The sequence below is a fragment of the Arthrobacter sp. Soil763 genome (assembly GCF_001428365.1).
Taxonomy (GTDB): Bacteria; Actinomycetota; Actinomycetes; order Actinomycetales; family Micrococcaceae; genus Arthrobacter.
In genome coordinates, this window is the sequence record NZ_LMSH01000002.1 from 182,665 (window position 1) to 199,348 (window position 16,684).

The 16,684-nt window shown below is 68.7% G+C and carries 20 protein-coding genes; 14 read left to right on the plus strand and 6 right to left on the minus strand.

Annotation, left to right across the window (positions count from 1 at the left end):
- Position 1 precedes the first annotated feature (1 nt).
- The 5 genes from ASG71_RS04400 to ASG71_RS04420 are packed head-to-tail and all read left to right on the plus strand — an operon-like array spanning position 2 to position 4,156.
- The gene (locus ASG71_RS04400; RefSeq protein ID WP_056737499.1) at positions 2-892 is read left to right on the plus strand and encodes a polysaccharide deacetylase family protein; all 891 of its coding nucleotides are present in this window, start codon (positions 2-4) and stop codon (positions 890-892) included.
- Positions 889-2,283, plus strand: coding sequence for an MFS transporter (locus ASG71_RS04405; protein WP_056737500.1), 1,395 nt, complete (start codon positions 889-891; stop codon positions 2,281-2,283). Before ASG71_RS04400 ends, ASG71_RS04405 begins: the two co-directional genes overlap by 4 nt.
- The gene (locus ASG71_RS04410; RefSeq protein ID WP_056737501.1) at positions 2,280-3,050 is read left to right on the plus strand and encodes an SDR family NAD(P)-dependent oxidoreductase; all 771 of its coding nucleotides are present in this window, start codon (positions 2,280-2,282) and stop codon (positions 3,048-3,050) included. Before ASG71_RS04405 ends, ASG71_RS04410 begins: the two co-directional genes overlap by 4 nt.
- A gap of 18 nt (positions 3,051-3,068) precedes the next feature.
- Complete coding sequence (locus ASG71_RS04415) at positions 3,069-3,791, plus strand: SDR family NAD(P)-dependent oxidoreductase (protein WP_056737502.1); 723 nt, start codon at positions 3,069-3,071, stop codon at positions 3,789-3,791.
- Positions 3,792-3,805: 14 nt separating this feature from the next.
- A complete protein-coding gene (locus ASG71_RS04420; RefSeq protein WP_056737503.1) occupies positions 3,806-4,156 on the plus strand; it encodes a hypothetical protein in 351 nt (116 codons plus the stop codon).
- A 30-nt stretch (positions 4,157-4,186) separates the two neighbouring features.
- Here ASG71_RS04420 and ASG71_RS04425 read toward each other — a convergent pair whose 3' ends face one another.
- Entirely contained in the window at positions 4,187-4,846 is a 660-nt protein-coding gene (locus ASG71_RS04425) for a Type 1 glutamine amidotransferase-like domain-containing protein (protein ID WP_056737504.1), read from the minus strand.
- Positions 4,847-5,129: 283 nt separating this feature from the next.
- The gene (locus ASG71_RS04430; RefSeq protein ID WP_056737505.1) at positions 5,130-5,333 is read right to left on the minus strand and encodes a hypothetical protein; all 204 of its coding nucleotides are present in this window, start codon (positions 5,331-5,333) and stop codon (positions 5,130-5,132) included.
- 339 nt (positions 5,334-5,672) lie between these two features.
- Between ASG71_RS04430 and ASG71_RS04435 the strand changes: the two genes are divergently transcribed.
- Genes ASG71_RS04435 through ASG71_RS04445 form a run of 3 tightly spaced genes read left to right on the plus strand, consistent with a single transcriptional unit; the run spans position 5,673 to position 8,045 of the window.
- On the plus strand, positions 5,673-6,281 hold the full coding sequence (locus ASG71_RS04435) for a helix-turn-helix domain-containing protein (RefSeq protein ID WP_056737506.1): 609 nt from the start codon (positions 5,673-5,675) through the stop codon (positions 6,279-6,281).
- Positions 6,274-7,164, plus strand: coding sequence for an EamA family transporter (locus ASG71_RS04440; protein WP_056737507.1), 891 nt, complete (start codon positions 6,274-6,276; stop codon positions 7,162-7,164). Before ASG71_RS04435 ends, ASG71_RS04440 begins: the two co-directional genes overlap by 8 nt.
- Complete coding sequence (locus tag ASG71_RS04445; protein WP_056737508.1) at positions 7,149-8,045, plus strand: dihydrodipicolinate synthase family protein; 897 nt, start codon at positions 7,149-7,151, stop codon at positions 8,043-8,045. Before ASG71_RS04440 ends, ASG71_RS04445 begins: the two co-directional genes overlap by 16 nt.
- Here ASG71_RS04445 and ASG71_RS04450 read toward each other — a convergent pair.
- The 3 genes from ASG71_RS04450 to ASG71_RS04460 all read right to left on the minus strand — a co-directional run bounded on the left by ASG71_RS04450 (position 8,042) and on the right by ASG71_RS04460 (position 10,834).
- On the minus strand, positions 8,042-8,830 hold the full coding sequence (locus ASG71_RS04450; RefSeq protein ID WP_056737509.1) for a class I SAM-dependent methyltransferase: 789 nt from the start codon (positions 8,828-8,830) through the stop codon (positions 8,042-8,044). The genes ASG71_RS04445 and ASG71_RS04450 overlap by 4 nt on opposite strands.
- 9 nt (positions 8,831-8,839) lie before the next feature.
- Positions 8,840-10,378: a putative bifunctional diguanylate cyclase/phosphodiesterase gene (locus tag ASG71_RS04455; RefSeq protein ID WP_056737510.1), complete on the minus strand. Its 1,539-nt coding sequence runs from the start codon at positions 10,376-10,378 to the stop codon at positions 8,840-8,842.
- 75 nt (positions 10,379-10,453) lie between these two features.
- A complete protein-coding gene (locus tag ASG71_RS04460; RefSeq protein WP_056737511.1) occupies positions 10,454-10,834 on the minus strand; it encodes an STAS/SEC14 domain-containing protein in 381 nt (126 codons plus the stop codon).
- A gap of 89 nt (positions 10,835-10,923) precedes the next feature.
- On the opposite strand from ASG71_RS04460, the gene ASG71_RS04465 reads away from it, so the two are divergent.
- The 5 genes from ASG71_RS04465 to ASG71_RS04485 all read left to right on the plus strand — a co-directional run bounded on the left by ASG71_RS04465 (position 10,924) and on the right by ASG71_RS04485 (position 15,053).
- Entirely contained in the window at positions 10,924-11,112 is a 189-nt protein-coding gene (locus ASG71_RS04465; RefSeq protein ID WP_056737512.1) for a hypothetical protein, read from the plus strand.
- Between the two features lie 473 nt (positions 11,113-11,585).
- Entirely contained in the window at positions 11,586-12,008 is a 423-nt protein-coding gene (locus ASG71_RS04470; protein WP_056737513.1) for an STAS/SEC14 domain-containing protein, read from the plus strand.
- Positions 12,009-12,090: 82 nt separating this feature from the next.
- Positions 12,091-14,127 carry an ATP-binding protein gene (locus tag ASG71_RS04475; protein ID WP_056737514.1) on the plus strand — a complete coding sequence of 679 codons (2,037 nt, stop codon included), beginning with the start codon at positions 12,091-12,093 and terminating at the stop codon, positions 14,125-14,127.
- A gap of 48 nt (positions 14,128-14,175) precedes the next feature.
- Positions 14,176-14,559, plus strand: coding sequence for an ArsR/SmtB family transcription factor (locus ASG71_RS04480; protein WP_056737515.1), 384 nt, complete (start codon positions 14,176-14,178; stop codon positions 14,557-14,559).
- On the plus strand, positions 14,556-15,053 hold the full coding sequence (locus tag ASG71_RS04485) for an SRPBCC family protein (protein ID WP_056737516.1): 498 nt from the start codon (positions 14,556-14,558) through the stop codon (positions 15,051-15,053). Before ASG71_RS04480 ends, ASG71_RS04485 begins: the two co-directional genes overlap by 4 nt.
- Positions 15,054-15,142: 89 nt before the next feature.
- Here ASG71_RS04485 and ASG71_RS04490 read toward each other — a convergent pair whose 3' ends face one another.
- Positions 15,143-15,682 carry a TspO/MBR family protein gene (locus ASG71_RS04490; protein ID WP_056737517.1) on the minus strand — a complete coding sequence of 180 codons (540 nt, stop codon included), beginning with the start codon at positions 15,680-15,682 and terminating at the stop codon, positions 15,143-15,145.
- A 132-nt stretch (positions 15,683-15,814) separates the two neighbouring features.
- Here ASG71_RS04490 and ASG71_RS04495 point away from each other — a divergent pair, with 132 nt between their 5' ends.
- Positions 15,815-16,594: an SDR family NAD(P)-dependent oxidoreductase gene (locus ASG71_RS04495; protein ID WP_056737518.1), complete on the plus strand. Its 780-nt coding sequence runs from the start codon at positions 15,815-15,817 to the stop codon at positions 16,592-16,594.
- The last annotated feature ends 90 nt before the right edge of the window (positions 16,595-16,684 follow it).

The following is a 16,684-nucleotide window of genomic DNA, read 5'->3' on the forward strand; positions in this document are numbered from 1 at the left end:
CATGACAAAGGACATCCAAGTGGCATTCGGCGTCGACGTGGACGCCGTAGCCGGCATGCTCGGCTCCTACGGCGGCGAAGACTCCCCGTGCGACATCTCCCGCGGCCTGTTCAGCGGCGAAGTCGGCGGCCCGCGCCTCATCCGGCTCTTCGAAAAGTACGGTCTTCCCGCCACCTGGTTCGTGCCGGGCCATTCCATCGAGACCTTCCCGGACCTGACCCGGATGATCGTCGACGCCGGTCACGAGATCGGCGTGCACGGCTACTCGCACGAAAACCCCATCGCCATGACCCGGGAGCAGGAAACCGCAATCCTCGACCGCTCGATCGAACTCATCGAGAAGGTCTCCGGCCGCCGTCCCACCGGCTACGTCGCACCCTGGTGGGAGTTCTCACCGGTCACGAACGAAATCCTGCTCGAACGCGGGATCAAGTACGACCACTCCCTGATGCACCGCGACTTCGAGCCCTACTACGTCCGGGTCGGCGACAGCTGGAAGAAGATCGACTACACCAAGGACGCCCAGAGCTGGATGGAACCGCTGGTCCGCGGAAAGGAAACGGACCTGGTCGAGATCCCGGCCAACTGGTACCTCGATGACCTGCCTCCCATGATGTTCATCAAGGCCTCCCCGAACTCGCACGGCTTCGTCAGCCCCCGCGATATCGAACAGATGTGGCGCGACCAGTTCGACTGGGTCTACCGGGAAATGGACCAGGCCGTCTTCACGATGACCATCCACCCCGACGTCTCGGGCCGCCCCCAGGTACTGCTCATGCTCGAACGCCTGGTCGAGCACATCAACTCCCACGAGGGCGTCAACTGGATGACCTTCGACCAGATCGCGGACTCGTTCCTCGCCCGCAGCCCCCGAAAGGAAAACCAGTCATGAGCATTCAGGAACCCGCCGTCGACCTGACCCGGCCGCGGCCGGACGAGAAGCGCCGCTTCCCGGTCTTCTCCAAGAAGAACACCAGCGCGGCTACTGTCCTGGCCTTGCTCGCCTGGACCATTGCCGTCTTCGACTACGGCCTGTTCGGGACGCTGTTGCCGGCCATGCAGGAGGAGTTTGGCTGGACCGCGCCCGAGGCCTACGCCATCAACACCTGGATCGCCGTGGGCACCGCCATTGTCTGCTTCGGGATCGGCCCCGTGATCGACCGCCTGGGCCGCCGCAAGGGCATGATGACAACCATTGGCGGCACCGCGGTGGTTTCCGGTCTGACCGCTCTGATCCCGACCGGCATCCCCTTCCTCAGCAACGGTCTCCTGGTCCTGATCCGGTCCTTCGGCGGCCTGGGCTTCTCGGAACAGGCGGTCAACGCGACCTACATGAACGAGGTCTACCAGGTGACCGAGGTCGCGGATAAGCGCAAGCGCCCCGGCTTCCACTACTCGTTCATCCAGGGCGGATGGCCGCTGGGCTTCCTGCTGGCCAGTGCCCTCGCGCTCGCCTTCCTGCCGTCCCTCGGCTGGCGGGCCCTGTACCTGATGGCCACCGTCCCGGCCATCGTCATTGTGTGGGTGATCGCCAAGAAACTGAAGGAAACCCCGCAGTTCGAGCTGCACCACAAGCTGACGGAACTGGAGAAGGGCGGGCAGTCGGATGAGGCCCACGCCCTGGCCCGCGCCTACGGCGTCGAACACTCCTCCGCTGCTCCGCTCAAGCGGATCTGGGAACCGCACCTGCGGCGGAACACCATCGTGTTCTCCCTGGCATGGATCGTGAACTTCTTCGGCATCACCATCTTCAGTGTCCTGGGCAGCTCGGTGCTGAAGAACGCCAAGGGCGTGGAACTCTCCGACGCCTTCTGGATGCTGATTGTGATCAACCTGCTCGCCTACTTCGGCTACGTCTTCCACGGCTGGCTCGGCGACAAGATCGGCCGCAAGCAGACCATCATCGGTGGCTGGATCCTGTCCGGCATCTCCTTTACCATCATGCTCAGCCCGCTCGCCACCAACGCCTTCACGATCATTGCCTCCTACGGCGCCGGCCTGTTCTTCCTGGTCGGCCCCTACGCCGCCATCCAGTACTTCATGGCGGAGTGCTACCCGGTCAGCTGCCGTGCCACCGGAACCGCGTTCATCGGGGCGATGAGCCAGCCGGGCACCATCATCGGCGGCGCCATCTTCACCGCGATCGCCGCCAGCAGCGGAACCGGGACCGCGGCCGTCTGGGTCGGTGCCGTGGGCACCCTGGTCTCCGGCCTCCTGATGATCGCGGCCAAGCCGCCGGCCGAAGCCCTCCTGGAGGACCACCCGCACGAGGTCCAGGCATGAGCCCGGATGCGGCGCAGGTGGCGGTTATCACCGGTGCGGCCAGCGGCATCGGCCGCGCGCTCGCGGTCCATTACGCCGGCCGCGGCGTCCATTCGGTGATCGGCACCTTCCCCGGCGATCCCCACGACCCGGAGGAAACCCTGCGCCAGGTCAAGGATGCCGGCGGCCAGGCGGTGATCCAGGAAGTGGATGTCCGCAGCACGCCGTCCGTCGACGCGTTCGCCCAGCGCGCCGTCGACGAGTACGGCAGGCTCGACTACGCGGTGGCGAACGCCGGCATCCTGCGCAACTCGCCCCTGGGGGAGATGACCGATGACCGCTGGGAGGACATGCTCGACGTCGACCTCACCGGCGTCCTCCGCACCCTCCGGGCCGGGTCCACCAGGATGGCCGACGGCGGAGCGATGGTCGCGGTGTCATCCATCGCCGGCGGGGTCTACGGCTGGGAGGAACACGCGCACTACGCGGCCGCCAAGGCCGGGGTGCTCGGACTCGTCCGCAGCGTGGCCGCCGAGCTGGGACCGCGCGGCATCCGTGCCAACGCGGTCATCCCCGGGCTCATCGAGACACCGCAGTCCCTGGACCCGGTGAACTCCCTCGGTCCCGAGGGCCTGCAGCGGGCCGGGCGGGACATCCCGTGGGGCAGGGTCGGCCGTCCGGAGGAAGTCGCCAGCGTCATCGGCTTCCTGACCTCCGACGCCGCCGCCTACGTCACCGGTCAATCCCTGATCGTCGACGGCGGACTCACCATCAAGATGCGAGCCTGAACCTCCCGAAAGGACACTATGCAGAACACTGACACTTCCCCGCACTCGACGGGCCGGGCCGTCGTCGTCACCGGCGGTGCCAGCGGCATCGGGAAGGCCATCGCCGAGGCTTTCGCGGCGAACGGCGACACAGTTGCCGTCCTGGACCGGGACGGCGGATCCGGGAGGATCGCCGTCGACGTCTCGGACGAGGCGAGCGTGAAGGCCGCGTTCGCCGCCGCCCGCGCGCAGCTGGGCAGGATCGACATCCTCGTGAACAGCGCGGGACTGCTGACCGAGTCGCCGCTGGAAAACATGACCCTGGCCATGTGGAACGAAACCGTCTCCGTCGACCTCACCGGTGTCTTCCTGTGTTGCCGCGAGGTGGTGGGCGAGATGCGGGAACGGAAGTGGGGCCGCATCATCAATATCGCCTCCCAGCTGGCCCTCAAGGGCGGGACCGGGCTCGCCCACTACAGTGCCGCCAAGGCCGGGGTGGTGGGGCTGACAAAGGCCCTGGCCCTGGAAGTCTCCGGCGACAATGTGCTGGTCAACAGCATCGCGCCCGGGCCGATCGAGACGCCGCTCGTGGAGGGCATCTCGGAGGACTGGAAGGCGGCCAAACGTGCCGAGCTGCCGCTGGGCCGTTTTGGCCTCCCCGCCGAGGTGGCCCCCACCGCGCTGCTGCTGGCCAGCGACCCGGGCGGCAACCTGTACGTGGGCCAGACGCTGGGGCCCAACTCCGGCGACGTCATGCCGTAGGGGAGGACGAACGTATGTGCGGAGCCTGCGGGCAGACCGTCGTGGCCGATCCCGTGCTGGGACCGGTGCGGACGATGCGCCAACACCTGATCGTCGCCCAGACGGTCAATGACCTCTGCCGGTCCTGGCCCGGTGCCCCGAAGGTGGCAGCGACCGGGGGAGGGTGGCTGGTGTCCAGGCCGACGGGGGCCATCGAGGCGGTCTCGACCGTCGAGGCGCTGTGGACCGCGGTGCTCAGCGGCCGCGCGGGCGAGCCGCTGGCCGCTGCGGTCGGGCCCGCGGCCGCGGTGGCCGACAGTATCGCCTCGCGCGTGCTGGCACTTGGACGCCGCCTGTCCCAAGCGCGGCCCGCAGGGGCGCCGTAGGGGGAGGGCGTCAGGAATACCCGGCGGCCGTCACCCGAACTTCGTCCACTGTCCCTCAGAGACCACCTCGACGGAGCCGTCGACAACTTTGATGGCTGTCTGTTCGTCGATGGCGTAGGCCGGGCCGCCGAGGTCGGCGGCCCAGCGCGCTGCGTGCTCCGGGGTGTTGGTCGGAAACGCGTCCAGGTGCGGGAAGATCGAAAAGTCCACCACTCCGAGGGCGCGGTCGTCCGGGGCGGAGGACCACTCAACGAAGGATTTCCCGATCCGGGGCGTCATCACCATGCTCCCGGCACTCACGCCCACCCACACCGTGTTGGTCAGCGCCGGAAGCAGCTCGGCCAGCCCGGATTCCCGCATCCAGTGGGATAGGTACGTCGCGTCGCCGCCGTCGACCAGGAGCACGTCGGCCTCCCGAAGCCAGGGGACCCACCGCTCCGTGCCGATGCTCGGCAGCGCGGTGAGTTCAAGGACACCGAGGGACGCCCAGCCCAGGCCGGACAGGTGGCGGGATCCGGAACCGGCGGCCATGAGCCGCCGCACCGACGCCGGCCCGCACATCGGGTGGCCCCACTGCGCGGTCGGAATGATCAGGGCGTGGCACTGGCCGACCGGTTTTCCGAGCAGCTGCTCGAGCGCCGCGTGGATGCTTGGGTTCGTCACGCCGCCGGACGTGAGCAAGAGTTTCACAGATGCCTCCCCAATTCGGGCGCGGATGCAGGATGTGCTGAGGGCGTGGGACCAGGCCTGACGCGCAGCGGCGGGTCCGGTCTACTACGCCCACCCGGCCAGTGTGCCAGCTTGGGCGGGGCGCTGGCCCGAATCGGACCGGAATTTTTTCGTCCATCGCGGCGCAGTTAGTCATGCCTGCCGTAACCCGGGAGCTCGGCAGTTCCCGGTGAGGGGCCGGAAGCCACGACGACGGCGGGAGTCTCCCGCCGTCGTCGTGGTGGTGCTGCCGTGCCTGAAAATTCTAGGCGGACGCCGCATCCAGGTTGGCCGCGCCGTTCAGGCTAAGGGTGAAGGTGTTCGGGCCGCTGGCGTGGACCGCGATGTTGGACTTTGCGGTGTTGTGCCGGACCGAGAGGTCGTGGACCAGGGCGTCCAGTTCGTGGTGCATCGTGGCGCGGTCCACGAGCTTGTGGGTGACAGTGTGGCTGGCAGTTTCAAACGTCATTGTTTAGTGCTTCCATTTCTGAATCCGGATGTCCGGCTGCCGCACCGATGCGGAGCCGCCGTGGCCAAACTAGGAACGCCTGCGGCCAAGGGTAGCTCTGCGAGCTCACCGGTTTGGCCTCATTGCGTCCACCAGGATGGTGCCCCGCCACGGAGTTCCGGCTGGATGCGCCGGCCTCTGCTTTAGGGCTTCGCGGGCCGGGAGGCTGTCCCGGACCTACCTTTCATGATGCACACCGGCCGCACGGCGCCTCAAGCCAGACGGCGAATATTGCAGGTGAGACTCATCACAGCGGGTGCCTCATGTCCCAGTGCACTGGAAGTGCATTATGATGCACTTATGGATGATAACGCAGCGATCCTGGCGGTGGCGATCGGCTTGAGGGTGAAGCAGGAGCGGTTGGCGCGGGGCTGGACCCTCGACCAGCTCGCCAGTGCTGCCGCCGTCAGCCGCCGGATGGTGGTCAACGTAGAGCAGGGCACCACCAATCCCAGTGTCGGGACCCTGCTCCGGATCAGCGATGCCCTGGGCGTAGGGCTGCCGGCCCTGGTCGAATCGCCCCAGCCCAGGCCGCTGAAGGTGACCCGGGCCAGCGAAGGGGCAGCCCTGTGGACCGGCGGGTCCGGTGGCCGCGGGCTGCTGGTGGCCGGCACCGAGCCGCCGGACGTGGTGGAGCTCTGGGACTGGACCCTGCAGCCGGGGGAGCAGCACAGCAGCGAGTCCCACGCGCCGGGTACCAAGGAACTCCTGCAGGTCCAGGCCGGCGAGGTCACGGTCGTGGCCGCGAACCAGACTGTGCTGCTGCGATCCGGCGACGCCGTCGCCTTCGCGGGCGATTCTGCCCACTCCTACGCCAACCGCGGCAGCGACCCGGCCAGGTTCTCCCTGGCGGTGTTCGAACCGGGCGTGGGCTCGGGCCCCCGGGCGGCGGAGGCGGCGGATGCGTAGTCCGGGCAAGGCGGCCGTCCCGGTCCCGCCCTGGGGGCTGGCTGTCGCGGCGATGCTCTCGGTCCAGCTGGGATCCGCCCTGTCGCTGGACCTGATAGCCGCCGTCGGGCCCGCCGGGACCGCATGGCTGCGGCTCAGCCTGGGCGCCCTGATCCTGCTGGCGATGGTCCGGCCGCCGCTGCGTTCGGTCCGCCGGCGGGACGTGCCGACGCTGCTGGCGCTCGGCGTCGCGACCGGGCTCATGTCGATCGCGTTCCTGGCCGCGATCGAACACATTCCGCTGGGGACCGCCGTCGCCATCGAGTTCCTGGGCCCCCTGACGGTCGCCGGCGTCCGCAGCCACAACCGGCGGGCGCTCATCTGGCCGGCCGTGGCCTTCGCCGGGGTCGTCCTGCTGACTCAGCCCTGGAGCAGCGGGTTCGACCCGGTCGGGACGGGCTTCGCCGTGCTCGCCGCCGTCGCCTGGGGAACCTATATTGTGCTCACCCAGCGGATCGGGGACCGTTTCACCGGCATCGGTACCCTCTCCCTCACCGTCCCGGTGGCGGCGGTGACGGCCGCGGTCGTCGGCGTACCCCAGGCTGCGGGGCATCTCTCGCCCGGAATCCTTGCGGCAGCGGCCGGCCTCGCGGTGCTGCTGCCCGTGCTGCCGTTTGCCCTGGAGATGCTGGCGCTGCGCCGGATGACGCCGACGGCGTTCGGCACCCTGATGGCCCTTGAACCCGGCTTCGGCGTCCTGCTTGGCCTGCTGGTACTCCGCCAGCAGCCCTCCGCGATCCAGGTTGCCGGCATCCTGATGGTTATCCTTGCCGGTGCAGCCGCCCAGCGTGGCGGCCGCCGCCCCCGACCCCATGAGGAGCTCGAACAATGTTCACCGGCCTGAGCGCATTCCCGCTCACCCCGCTCACCGACGATGCCCTGGACGAGGCCGCCTTCGCGGGCCTGATCCACCGGCTGGCCGCCGCCGGGGTGGATTCCATCACCGCGCTCGGATCCACCGGGTCCTACGCCTACCTCAGTACCGCGGAGCGCGGCCGCGTCGCCCGCCTCGCCGTCGAACACGCCGCCGGGACGCCGGTCTTCATCGGCATCGGGGCGCTGCGGACCTCCCACGTGCTGGCGAACGCCGAACAGGCGGAGGAGGCCGGCGCGTCCGGTCTCCTGCTGGCGCCCATGACGTACCAACCGCTCACCGACGACGACGTGTTCGAGCTGTTCCGCACCGTCGCAGCCTCCTCCTCGCTGCCGGTCATCGTCTACGACAACCCGGGCACGACGCGGTTCACGTTCACGCCGGAGCTGTACGGCCGCATCGCCGCCCTGCCCGGCGTCGCCTCCATCAAGATCCCGGGCGTCCCGGCCGACCCCGACCAGGCCCGGGCCCGCGTGAGCGCGATCCGGGCGTCCATTCCCGCGCACGTGACCATTGGCGTCTCCGGGGACGCCATGGCCGCCGCCGGGCTGGCCGCCGGCTGCGATGCCTGGTACTCGGTCATCGGCGGCACCCTGCCCGAGGCGGCGCTGCGGATCGTGGCGGCGGTCCGGGACGGCCGGACGGGCGATGCGCTGGCGGAGTCGGAGCAGCTGGCGCCGCTCTGGCGGCTGTTTACCGAGTTCGGCGGCAGCCTGCGGGTGGTCGCCGCCGTGGCCGAGCAGCTGGGGCTGGTTCGGCAGTCCAGCCTGCCGCTGCCGATCCGGGGTCTGGACGCGCAGCAGCGGGCGCGCGTGGCCGCCGTCGTGGAGGAACTGGGGCTGGACCGCTAGGCGCCGGCCAAGAGCGCAAAGTACCCGGGCACCCGTTGCGGGAGCCGGGCATCGTTCATCGGCACGACCTCGATGCCGACCGGGCCCTCGGCGATGAGCTGCCAGTCGGTGTCCGGGAAGACGCTGCGCCGCTCCGGGGTGCCGAAGCGCCCGGGGCGGGGCAGGTTCTCCAGGGCGCGCCGCAGTTGCGGCGGCACGTCGCGGCCCGTCGCGCCGAGCTCGGCCAGATAGTCGAGGCTGTTCCCCGGAAAGTTCGTTTCCGCGACAAAGACCCGTCCGCGGCTTTCCACCAGTGTTCGCAGGTTTCCTGCCAGGGCGGCCTGCTTGTCAGCCTTCAGGACATGGAACACGCCGCGGACGAAGACGTTGGCCGGTCCCAGCCGGCTTACCAGGAGCTCTCCGGCGCCGGGCGCGGTGACGTCCACGACGGCGAACTCGGCATTGGGGGTGTCCGCGGTCTCGCTTCGGGCCCGGTCGATCGCGCCGGCGGAGACGTCGACGCCGAGGACCCGGGGGAAGTCCGTGGCCAGCCATCGGGTGTAGGTCCCATTGCCGCACCCGACGTCAACCACCGGAAGCGCCGGGTCGAAGTGTCCGAGGAGTAGGTCCGCATACTGCCGGCGCTCGGCCGGGGAATCGGCATCCCAGAGCACATCGCCCGTAGTGCCCGTGGTCCGGATGCCCCGCCAGTAGCGTTCCCAGGCCTGGTGGGGATCACGCGGTGCCCGGGAGGCCAGACGTGCGACCGTCGGAAGAAGCTGCATCCGGTCCCAAAGCTTCGCCATAGCCACACTCTACCTAGGCTGATCCTGGCGGCGGACGAGGTCGAGAATTTCTTCGGCCGGGACGGGACGGCCGAAGAAATAGCCCTGGCCGTAGAGGCATCCCATCTCCAGCAGTTGCGCGGCCTGCCCGGCCGTTTCGATACCCTCCACGATCGCCTCAAGCTCCGCTGCAGAGATCAGTTGCAGGATGGCAGAGACGAATTTCCGCTGCTGGGGGTCGGTCTCGAGGTTGTCGATCAGGGTGTGGTCGACCTTGACGGTGTCGGCTGGAAGGGAGCGGAGATAGCTGATGGACGAGTATCCAGTACCGAAGTCGTCGATTTGGAGCCCGATTCCCATTGCCCGGAGCTTTTCGAGTACCTGCTCCTCGCCCGTTTCGCGGGACATGAGGACGCTCTCGGTGATCTCGAGGACCAGCCGGCCCGCTTCCGCGCCATTCTCGGCCAGTGTCTCCCTGACGTCGTCGACCAGATCGCTGCGCAGGAGCTCCGCGGCCGAAAGGTTCAGGTGCAGGCGGAAGTCCGTGAGATCCGGCGCGGTTTCCTTCCAGCGCTGAAGCTGGGCGACGCCCTCGTGCAGGACCCAGCGGCCAAGCTCAAGGATGAGGCCGGTTTCTTCCGCAATGCCGATGAAGTTGTCCGGCATGATCGTGCCATGCACGGGGTGGTGCCAGCGGACCAGAGCCTCGACGCCGGTCACCCTCCCCGACGCCAGGGCGACCACCGGCTGGTAGAGCAGGGTGAGCTGCCCGTCGGCCGCTGCCGAACGCAGCTCGGCGGTGACGCGCGAGCGTTCCTGGACGGCGTCGAGCATGTCCGGATGGAACAGCTGCACCTTGTTTCGGCCCTGGGCCTTTGCCTGGTACATCGCAATGTCCGCGTCGCGCACCAGTTCTTCTGCGGTGCTGCTGCCGTTCCGCAGGCAAATTCCGATGCTGGCGGTCGTCCAGACCGTCTCCGTGCCGATATCCATACTCTCCTGCAGGCACTCCCAGGCGCGGTGGGCAATGAGCAGCACTTCCTCCACGCTGGCGCCGGTCACAAGCACCGCGAATTCGTCCCCGCCGAGGCGGGCCACGGTGTCCGTTGCCCGTACAATCGTGCAGAGTCGGCGGGCGACCTCGACCAGCACCGCGTCGCCGGCGCTGTGGCCGAGGGTGTCATTAATGGCTTTGAATGAATCCAGGTCAAGAATCAGCACTGCCGGAACATGTCCGCCGGGAGCACCGGCGTCGGTGGCCTCGTGGATCCGCTCGCTCAGCAGGGTCCTGTTCGCCAGCCCGGTCAACGCATCAGTTTTGACCAATTTCTCAAGCTCGACCTGCGTCCGCTTCAGCATGGCCGTCCGGGCGGCGACGCGTTCCTCCAGATCCGCATAGATATGCCCGAGCTCCTCGGCGAGGAGATTGACGCCGGTGATGACGGCATCGATCGCGTCTCTCTGCGCCGAGGGTTCAATCCGCGCGCTCAGCTCTCCGGCGGCCAGCCGGACAATGCCGTCGACGAGTTGCTGCAGACGGGCGTCGTCGGTCCCGTGGTCCGAGGTCATGGAACCGGGAGTGCCGGAGGCGCGGCGAAGGAGGGGGCCGGGGCGGGACGGGTGCCGGAAGACCGGCGCCTACCTCTACTGGCCGGCATTGAGCCAGTCCATTGCCTCGCTGCGGGACGTGAAGAACCGGGTCGGGCACGGGGGAATGTGCACGCCCAGGAAAAAGTTTGCCAGGACCCGGTCCACCGGAGAGCGCCCGAGGAGGGCGATACGGGAGGCGCTGCACGGAATCGACCAGATGCTCCTGGCTTCCCGGCTGACGGAGGCGACCGCCGCCATATCCACCAGCATCGGACGCTGGGAGCCCTGGCACACGTCGTTGACGGTGGCCATCGCGGCGCGGGCGTCCTGGACCTCAATGCTGCTGCCGGGCAGCCACTGCAAATGCAGCAGGCCGTCTTCACGCAAGTGGACGGTTGCTTTTCCGCCGTCGACAGTCTGCGGTGGAACGACCACGTTTTCCTCCTGAGGGCCGCCGAACCTTTCAGCACCGTCTCAAAGGTACCCCCGCCGGGGTCGCGGACCGGCAGAACCCGCCGGTCTGCTTGGATCTGACACCTGAAGGCGCGGCAGCCGGCGCCGGCCCCGGTCCGCCGCAGGACTCACCGACGCGCCCCGAGGACTTTGCCCGGATCAAGGGCATCAATTGCGAGCTCTTCGTCCGCGGCGGCCACTTCGCCACGTACCACCGGATCATCGATGCCCAGTTGCGCGAAGAGGGTTTTGGACGCTGAAGCGCCCCGAGGCCATTGGGGGTTGGCCTCGGGGCGTGCACTTAGCATATTCTTGGCCTTTTTGCGAGTCAAATCCGGCGAATGACCCTGTCGCGACGGTCCCTGGTAGCCGTGGATGTGGCCCACCCCCAATGTCCTGATGGGCCACATCCCGGCTGGGAAACACGGAATCGTCGGGCGTGGTGGCGGGGATTCGGTCGGCCGTCGTGGGGGCGCGCCTACCCCGGCGTGTTGACGCTTAGGGGACTGGCAGGCGACGGCGCCGGCGTCGATAGTCCGGGGACGAAGGGTGTCCCGGCGCGCACGTGATTCCTCAGTGGAGAGAGCCGGCTGCCTGACTCTCTTTCAGGGTACGCCCCGGTCCCGGGCCACGAAAGAGACAGGGAGGAGGGCGGAGTCAAGCGGGTGCTGAAGTTTCCGGGCCCGGCCGTGTTGTCCCCGCTCCAGGGCATGCAATGCCTAGAATTGGCCAGATGATGCCAGAAACCATTTACGCGGCCGGCGGGAAAAACATCCTGCGAGTCAGCGGCGGCATCATTGAATCGGTGTGGACGCCCGGATCCTTCGTCGACGTCGACGACGCCCGCGACGCCATGAAAGCGACAGAACGGATCTGCCAGGGCCAGCGGATGCCGATGCTCTCGGTAATGGCCGACGTCGAGATCAGCGCAGCGGCCCGCTACGAATTCGCCAAGTCCTCCGACGTCAGCGCCATTGCCGTGCTCGGATCCAGCGCGGTGGACCGCGTGGTGGCCGCTGCCACCAGCCGGGACACCCAGTACCCGCACGAATTCTTCACCTCCCGGACGGATGCCGTCGAATGGCTCAAGGGCCTCATTGACGCCCCCGAAATCCCGGGGATGGCTGACCAGGAGCCGGCGGCCCGCACTCCCTAGGCGGCCGCCCTCCGGACTGCTACTGTCCCGGTAGACGGGGCGCGCGCCGCGGGTGCGTGCCAGGAGCAGCGGGGGAAGCAGCATGACAGTTGCTGAAATCCGGGTGGACCAGCGCGTGATCGGGATCGACTCGCGGCGCTTCGCTTCGGTGGAAAAGGCCCTGGTGGAACTGATCACCAACAGCGACGACAGCTACGCCCGGCTGGAAGCCGCCGGCGTCCCCGTCTCCGGGCGGATCCGGGTCCGCTACGAGCGCCACCATGCCGGAGCAGTGCTGAGCGTCAGCGACCAGGCCGAGGGCATGTCCTTCGAACAAGCCGGCCGGATCCTCAGCTACGGCGGGGCCCACAGCCCGCTGGCGCGCGGCGTGGGGGACGGCCGCGGCTACTTCGGCCGCGGGCTCAAGCAGGCCATCTTCGGGCTGGGCCATGGCTGGATCGAAACCATCCAGGACGGCCGCTTCACCCGGATCGACGTCTTCCGCAGCGCCAACGGCGGCTATCTCTACGACGACGGCGGGGAGGACCGCCGCGCTTTCCCCGCCGACTACGCCCGGCTCGGGATCGAGGAGGCGCCCGGGGCCGCCGGCACTTCGGTGACCGTCGTCGTCGACAACCCCCGCGTCCGGATCACCCAGTACGGCACCTTGCTGCAGTCGCTGTCGGACAATTTCTACCTGCGCGCCGTGCTGGGGCGGCGGCGGGTGGAACTGGAGCACGGGCAGCAGGGAACCGGCGGTGGCCCGGTCCGGTTCCGCGAGCCCGCGGCGGACGTGCTGCTCGGCCCGGACCAGCCCGGCAGCGTCAGCTTCGAGGGCGGGACGTATCCATTCACCCTCACGCTGAAGCGGGCCACGGCCGCAGAGCTGACGCTCCGCGGCGACGAACGCACCAACGGCCTGGTGGTCCTCTCCGGGAAGGCCGCCCTGGACTGCCAGCTGTTCGAATTCGAGAACCAGGTCGGCACCGAATACCTCTTCGGCACCGTGACGTGCGATGCGCTGACCGAAATGCTGGGCAGCGGCCGCGCGGTCATCAGCGATGAACGCGAGGGGCTGAATCCGCGCGACCCCTTCGTGGCCGCGTTCTCCAGGGCCGTCAGCGGGACGATCGCCGCGGCCGTGCAGGCTGAGAAGGAAAAGCTCACGCACCTGGAGCGGGCCACCACTTCCGGGCGCACGGCGGAGATGATCGAGCGGCTGCTGCAGCGCATGAACGAGGCGGCCGTCGTCGACCTGGGGCTTGAGACCGCGCCGGACCCCGGCGCCCCGGGCGGGGAACCGGCGGCGCTGCGCTTCACCACCCCGTTCTACTACCGTCCCCCGGGCCGCCCGTTCCAGGTGTCGCTGCTGCTGGACCCTGCCCGGCTGCCCGACGGCGGAACGCTTACCTTTGAGGCGGACCTGCCCGGTTCGCTGGCGATCAACCCGGCGCCTGCTCCGGTTCCCGTCGCCGCGCTCGCCGGGACACGGCGGCTGGAATGGACCGCGACGGGGGAGCGGGCCGGTGACCGCGGCGAGCTCACCGTCCGCGTCGGCGACTACTGGGCGCTCTGCGAGCTCGTCATCGCCGAGCACGCCTCGCAGCACGCCGCGGACCAGCCGCCCCACCCCGCGGCCGACGGCGGGGTCGGCCCGGAAGTGCGCCCGGCAGAGCCGACGGGCCCGGCTGCGGTCGCGACGGGACCGACGGGCCCGGCTGCGGTCGCGACGGGACCGACGGGCTCGGCTGCGGGCTCCGCGCCTGGCTCCGGCGGGCGGAACAGGCCCAAGGGGGCGCCCCGGCCCAGCCGGGACCACGGCGTCGACCTCTTCACCGGCTACGACTTCCGCAGCCTGCACGAGAGCGCCGACCGCGCCGTCTACGACCCCGCGGAGCGGAAGGTCATCATCAACACGGCCGCCCCCACGGTCCAGCTGTACGTTGACGGGCGGGGGCGGTTCCGGGATTCCGCCCGGCTGCTGCTCGCGGAACTCTTCCTGGACGTGATCGCGGACGAGCTCGCCCGCCGCCGTACCGCCCAGCGCGGCCGCTCCGGTGACCTCGAGGCCTTCCGGAACGCCAAACGGGACATCATCCGCCGCTACGGCAGCGACATCCACCGGACCTTTTTGGGATGACCCGCCAACCATTGACAGCCAAGTGTCGGCGGCATAATATACAACCAAATGGTTGTATATCAGTTGAGTGAGGAAGCGACTGACCGCCTGTTCCAGGCGCTCGCCGACAGCACCCGCCGGGACATCATGCGGCGGGTGACCGCAGGGGAGTCCTCCGTGTCCGGCCTTGCCGCCCTCTACGCCATGAGTTTCGCGGCCGTCCAGAAGCATGTGGCGGTCCTGGAACGCGCCTCCCTGGTGACCAAGGACAAGCGCGGAAGGGAGCAGATCGTGCGGGCCAACCACGACGGATTGCGCCGGGCCCGCAGGCTGCTCGACGAGTACGAGGCCATCTGGCGGGAGCGGGCCGGGCGGATCGCGGACCTACTGGCCGAACCGGACTCGGGCAAAACAGAAACCAGCAAGGCAGAAGATGGAAAGGGTTCGTCATGACAGTCATCAGTTCGGTCAAGAATCTCGAGGCACTCAGCCTCAGCATCGTCACCGAGTTCGACGCCGGCGTCGAGCGCGTCTGGCAGATCTGGGAGGACCCGCGCCAGCTCGAGCGCTGGTGGGGCCCGCCCACCTGGCCGGCCACCTTCGAAAAGCACGACTTCGTCCCGGGCGGTGCAGCCAGCTACTTCATGACCGGCCCGGACGGGGAGAAGGCCCGCGGCTGGTGGCGGTTCGTCGCCATCGATTCCCCGCGCCGCCTGGAGTTTGACGACGGGTTCGCGGATGAGAACGGAGAGCCGGTGGCAGACATGGGCACCATCCACGGCGTTGTGACACTGGAACCGGCCGACGGCGGGACCCGGATGACGGTGCTCTCCACCTTCGAATCCGAGGAGCAGATGGAGAAGGTCGTGGCCATGGGCATGGAGGAAGGCATGAAGGGGGCGCTGGGTCAGGTCGACGCGATCCTCGCCGAGCACGCCACAGCCTGAACGTTTGCGGCGGACGGCAAGCAGCGGTCCAAGGGATGACGACGGCGGGGACCCCGCCGTCGTCATCCCCGTTAGCCGGCCATTAGGACCTAGTTGTTCAGCGCCGCATACAGGTTCAGGCTGGCCGAAAACAGCAGCCATGACACATAGGGAAGCATCAGGACGCCGGCGGCGGTGCTGATCGGCCCAAAGTTCAGCACGGCAAAGACGGCGAGGACCGCGTGCGCCGCGATCACTGCGAGCGCGAGCCAGAGGGCGGCCGACCCCATCACCGGATACAGGCCAAAGAACATAATCGGCCACGCCAGATTGAGCACCAGCAGGCTGGCGTAAACCTTCAGCGCATCGCGCCGCGGGAAGAGTTGCTGGCGCCACACCAGCCAGGCCGCCACCGCCATGGAGGCGTACAGCACCATCCACGCCGCGCTGAACATCCACCCCGGGGGAGTCCATGGTGCCGTGACCGCGGCCGCGTACCAGGCGCTGTTCATCCTGATGGGCAGCGAGCCGAGCAGGGAGACCAACCAGGACGCGGCCAGAAAGCCGAAAAGGGCCCCGATCTGCCTCCGTCGCGGTCGGATGCCGGGAGTCAGGGGGCCCGGGGCGGCGGGGTCGATGTTCAGGAGCACTGAACCACTGTGAACAGCCCGCGGGCATCCCGTCAAACCGCGACGCCGGATGCGGGTGCCGCTGGCCTATCCGGGCGGTCCTGCCCCGGTTAGGCTGGCGCTGTCAGGACCAACCAGCACTGGAAGGACAACATGGGCAACGAAGCTTCATGGCAGGAAACCATCACCCCGGGGCGTTTCGCCGGCCGGACCGTCATCGTCACCGGCGCCGGCTCCGGCATCGGCCTGGCCACCGCGCTGCGCGTGGCGAAGGAAGGCGGCAGGGTGGTCGCGGCGGACATCAGCAAGGAGCGGCTGGATGACCTGGTGGCCGCGCACCCGGACCTGGACTTGGTGCCGGTGGCCGGGGACATCTCCACCGAGGAAACCGTCGCCGCCGTCGTTACCGCCGCCGACGGCCGGGTGGACGCGCTCGCGAACGTGGCCGGCATCATGGACAACTTCGCGCCGGTCCACGAGGTCGATGATGCGATCTGGGAACGGGTGTTCCGGATCAACGTCACCGCGCTGATGCGGCTGACCCGGGCCGTAGTCCCGCTGATGCTGGAGGCGGGCGCCGGGTCGGTGGTCAACGTGACGTCCGAGGCCGGCATCCGAGGGTCCGCCGCCGGCGCCGCGTACACGGCGTCCAAGCACGCCGTCGTCGGCCTGACCAAGAACTCCACGGTGATGTACGGCCCGAAGGGGCTGCGCTTCAACGCCGTGGCGCCGGGAGCAACGATCACCAACATCGTGGCCGACTGGGGTTCGCAGCTGGCGGCCGAACGCCTCGGCCCGCTGATGGGGGCCAACATCCCGGCCCCTGCCAGCGCGGCGCAACTGGCCGCCTCGATCACGTTCCTGCTCAGCGACGACGGCACCAACGTCAACGGCGCCATCCTCGCCTCCGACGGCGGCTGGTCCGCCCTCTAGCCCACCCACCCGGACGCTCCCTCAGGTTTGGGGATTTCTGGCGCGACGCTCCCGCAGGTCAGCTGAGGGAGCGTTGCCGGGATTCCTGCC

Coding starts and splice junctions, on each gene's coding strand:
- ASG71_RS04440 (WP_056737507.1), top strand. CDS start 6,274: ATGCGTAGTCCGGGCAAGGCGGCCGTCCCGGTCCCGCCCTGGGGGCTG.
- ASG71_RS04480 (WP_056737515.1), top strand. CDS start 14,176: ATGGTTGTATATCAGTTGAGTGAGGAAGCGACTGACCGCCTGTTCCAG.
- ASG71_RS04475 (WP_056737514.1), top strand. CDS start 12,091: ATGACAGTTGCTGAAATCCGGGTGGACCAGCGCGTGATCGGGATCGAC.
- ASG71_RS04435 (WP_056737506.1), top strand. CDS start 5,673: ATGGATGATAACGCAGCGATCCTGGCGGTGGCGATCGGCTTGAGGGTG.
- ASG71_RS04400 (WP_056737499.1), top strand. CDS start 2: ATGACAAAGGACATCCAAGTGGCATTCGGCGTCGACGTGGACGCCGTA.
- ASG71_RS04410 (WP_056737501.1), top strand. CDS start 2,280: ATGAGCCCGGATGCGGCGCAGGTGGCGGTTATCACCGGTGCGGCCAGC.
- ASG71_RS04415 (WP_056737502.1), top strand. CDS start 3,069: ATGCAGAACACTGACACTTCCCCGCACTCGACGGGCCGGGCCGTCGTC.
- ASG71_RS04420 (WP_056737503.1), top strand. CDS start 3,806: ATGTGCGGAGCCTGCGGGCAGACCGTCGTGGCCGATCCCGTGCTGGGA.
- ASG71_RS04495 (WP_056737518.1), top strand. CDS start 15,815: ATGGGCAACGAAGCTTCATGGCAGGAAACCATCACCCCGGGGCGTTTC.
- ASG71_RS04405 (WP_056737500.1), top strand. CDS start 889: ATGAGCATTCAGGAACCCGCCGTCGACCTGACCCGGCCGCGGCCGGAC.
- ASG71_RS04450 (WP_056737509.1), bottom strand. CDS start 8,830: ATGGCGAAGCTTTGGGACCGGATGCAGCTTCTTCCGACGGTCGCACGT.
- ASG71_RS04430 (WP_056737505.1), bottom strand. CDS start 5,333: ATGACGTTTGAAACTGCCAGCCACACTGTCACCCACAAGCTCGTGGAC.
- ASG71_RS04485 (WP_056737516.1), top strand. CDS start 14,556: ATGACAGTCATCAGTTCGGTCAAGAATCTCGAGGCACTCAGCCTCAGC.
- ASG71_RS04470 (WP_056737513.1), top strand. CDS start 11,586: ATGATGCCAGAAACCATTTACGCGGCCGGCGGGAAAAACATCCTGCGA.
- ASG71_RS04455 (WP_056737510.1), bottom strand. CDS start 10,378: ATGACCTCGGACCACGGGACCGACGACGCCCGTCTGCAGCAACTCGTC.
- ASG71_RS04445 (WP_056737508.1), top strand. CDS start 7,149: ATGTTCACCGGCCTGAGCGCATTCCCGCTCACCCCGCTCACCGACGAT.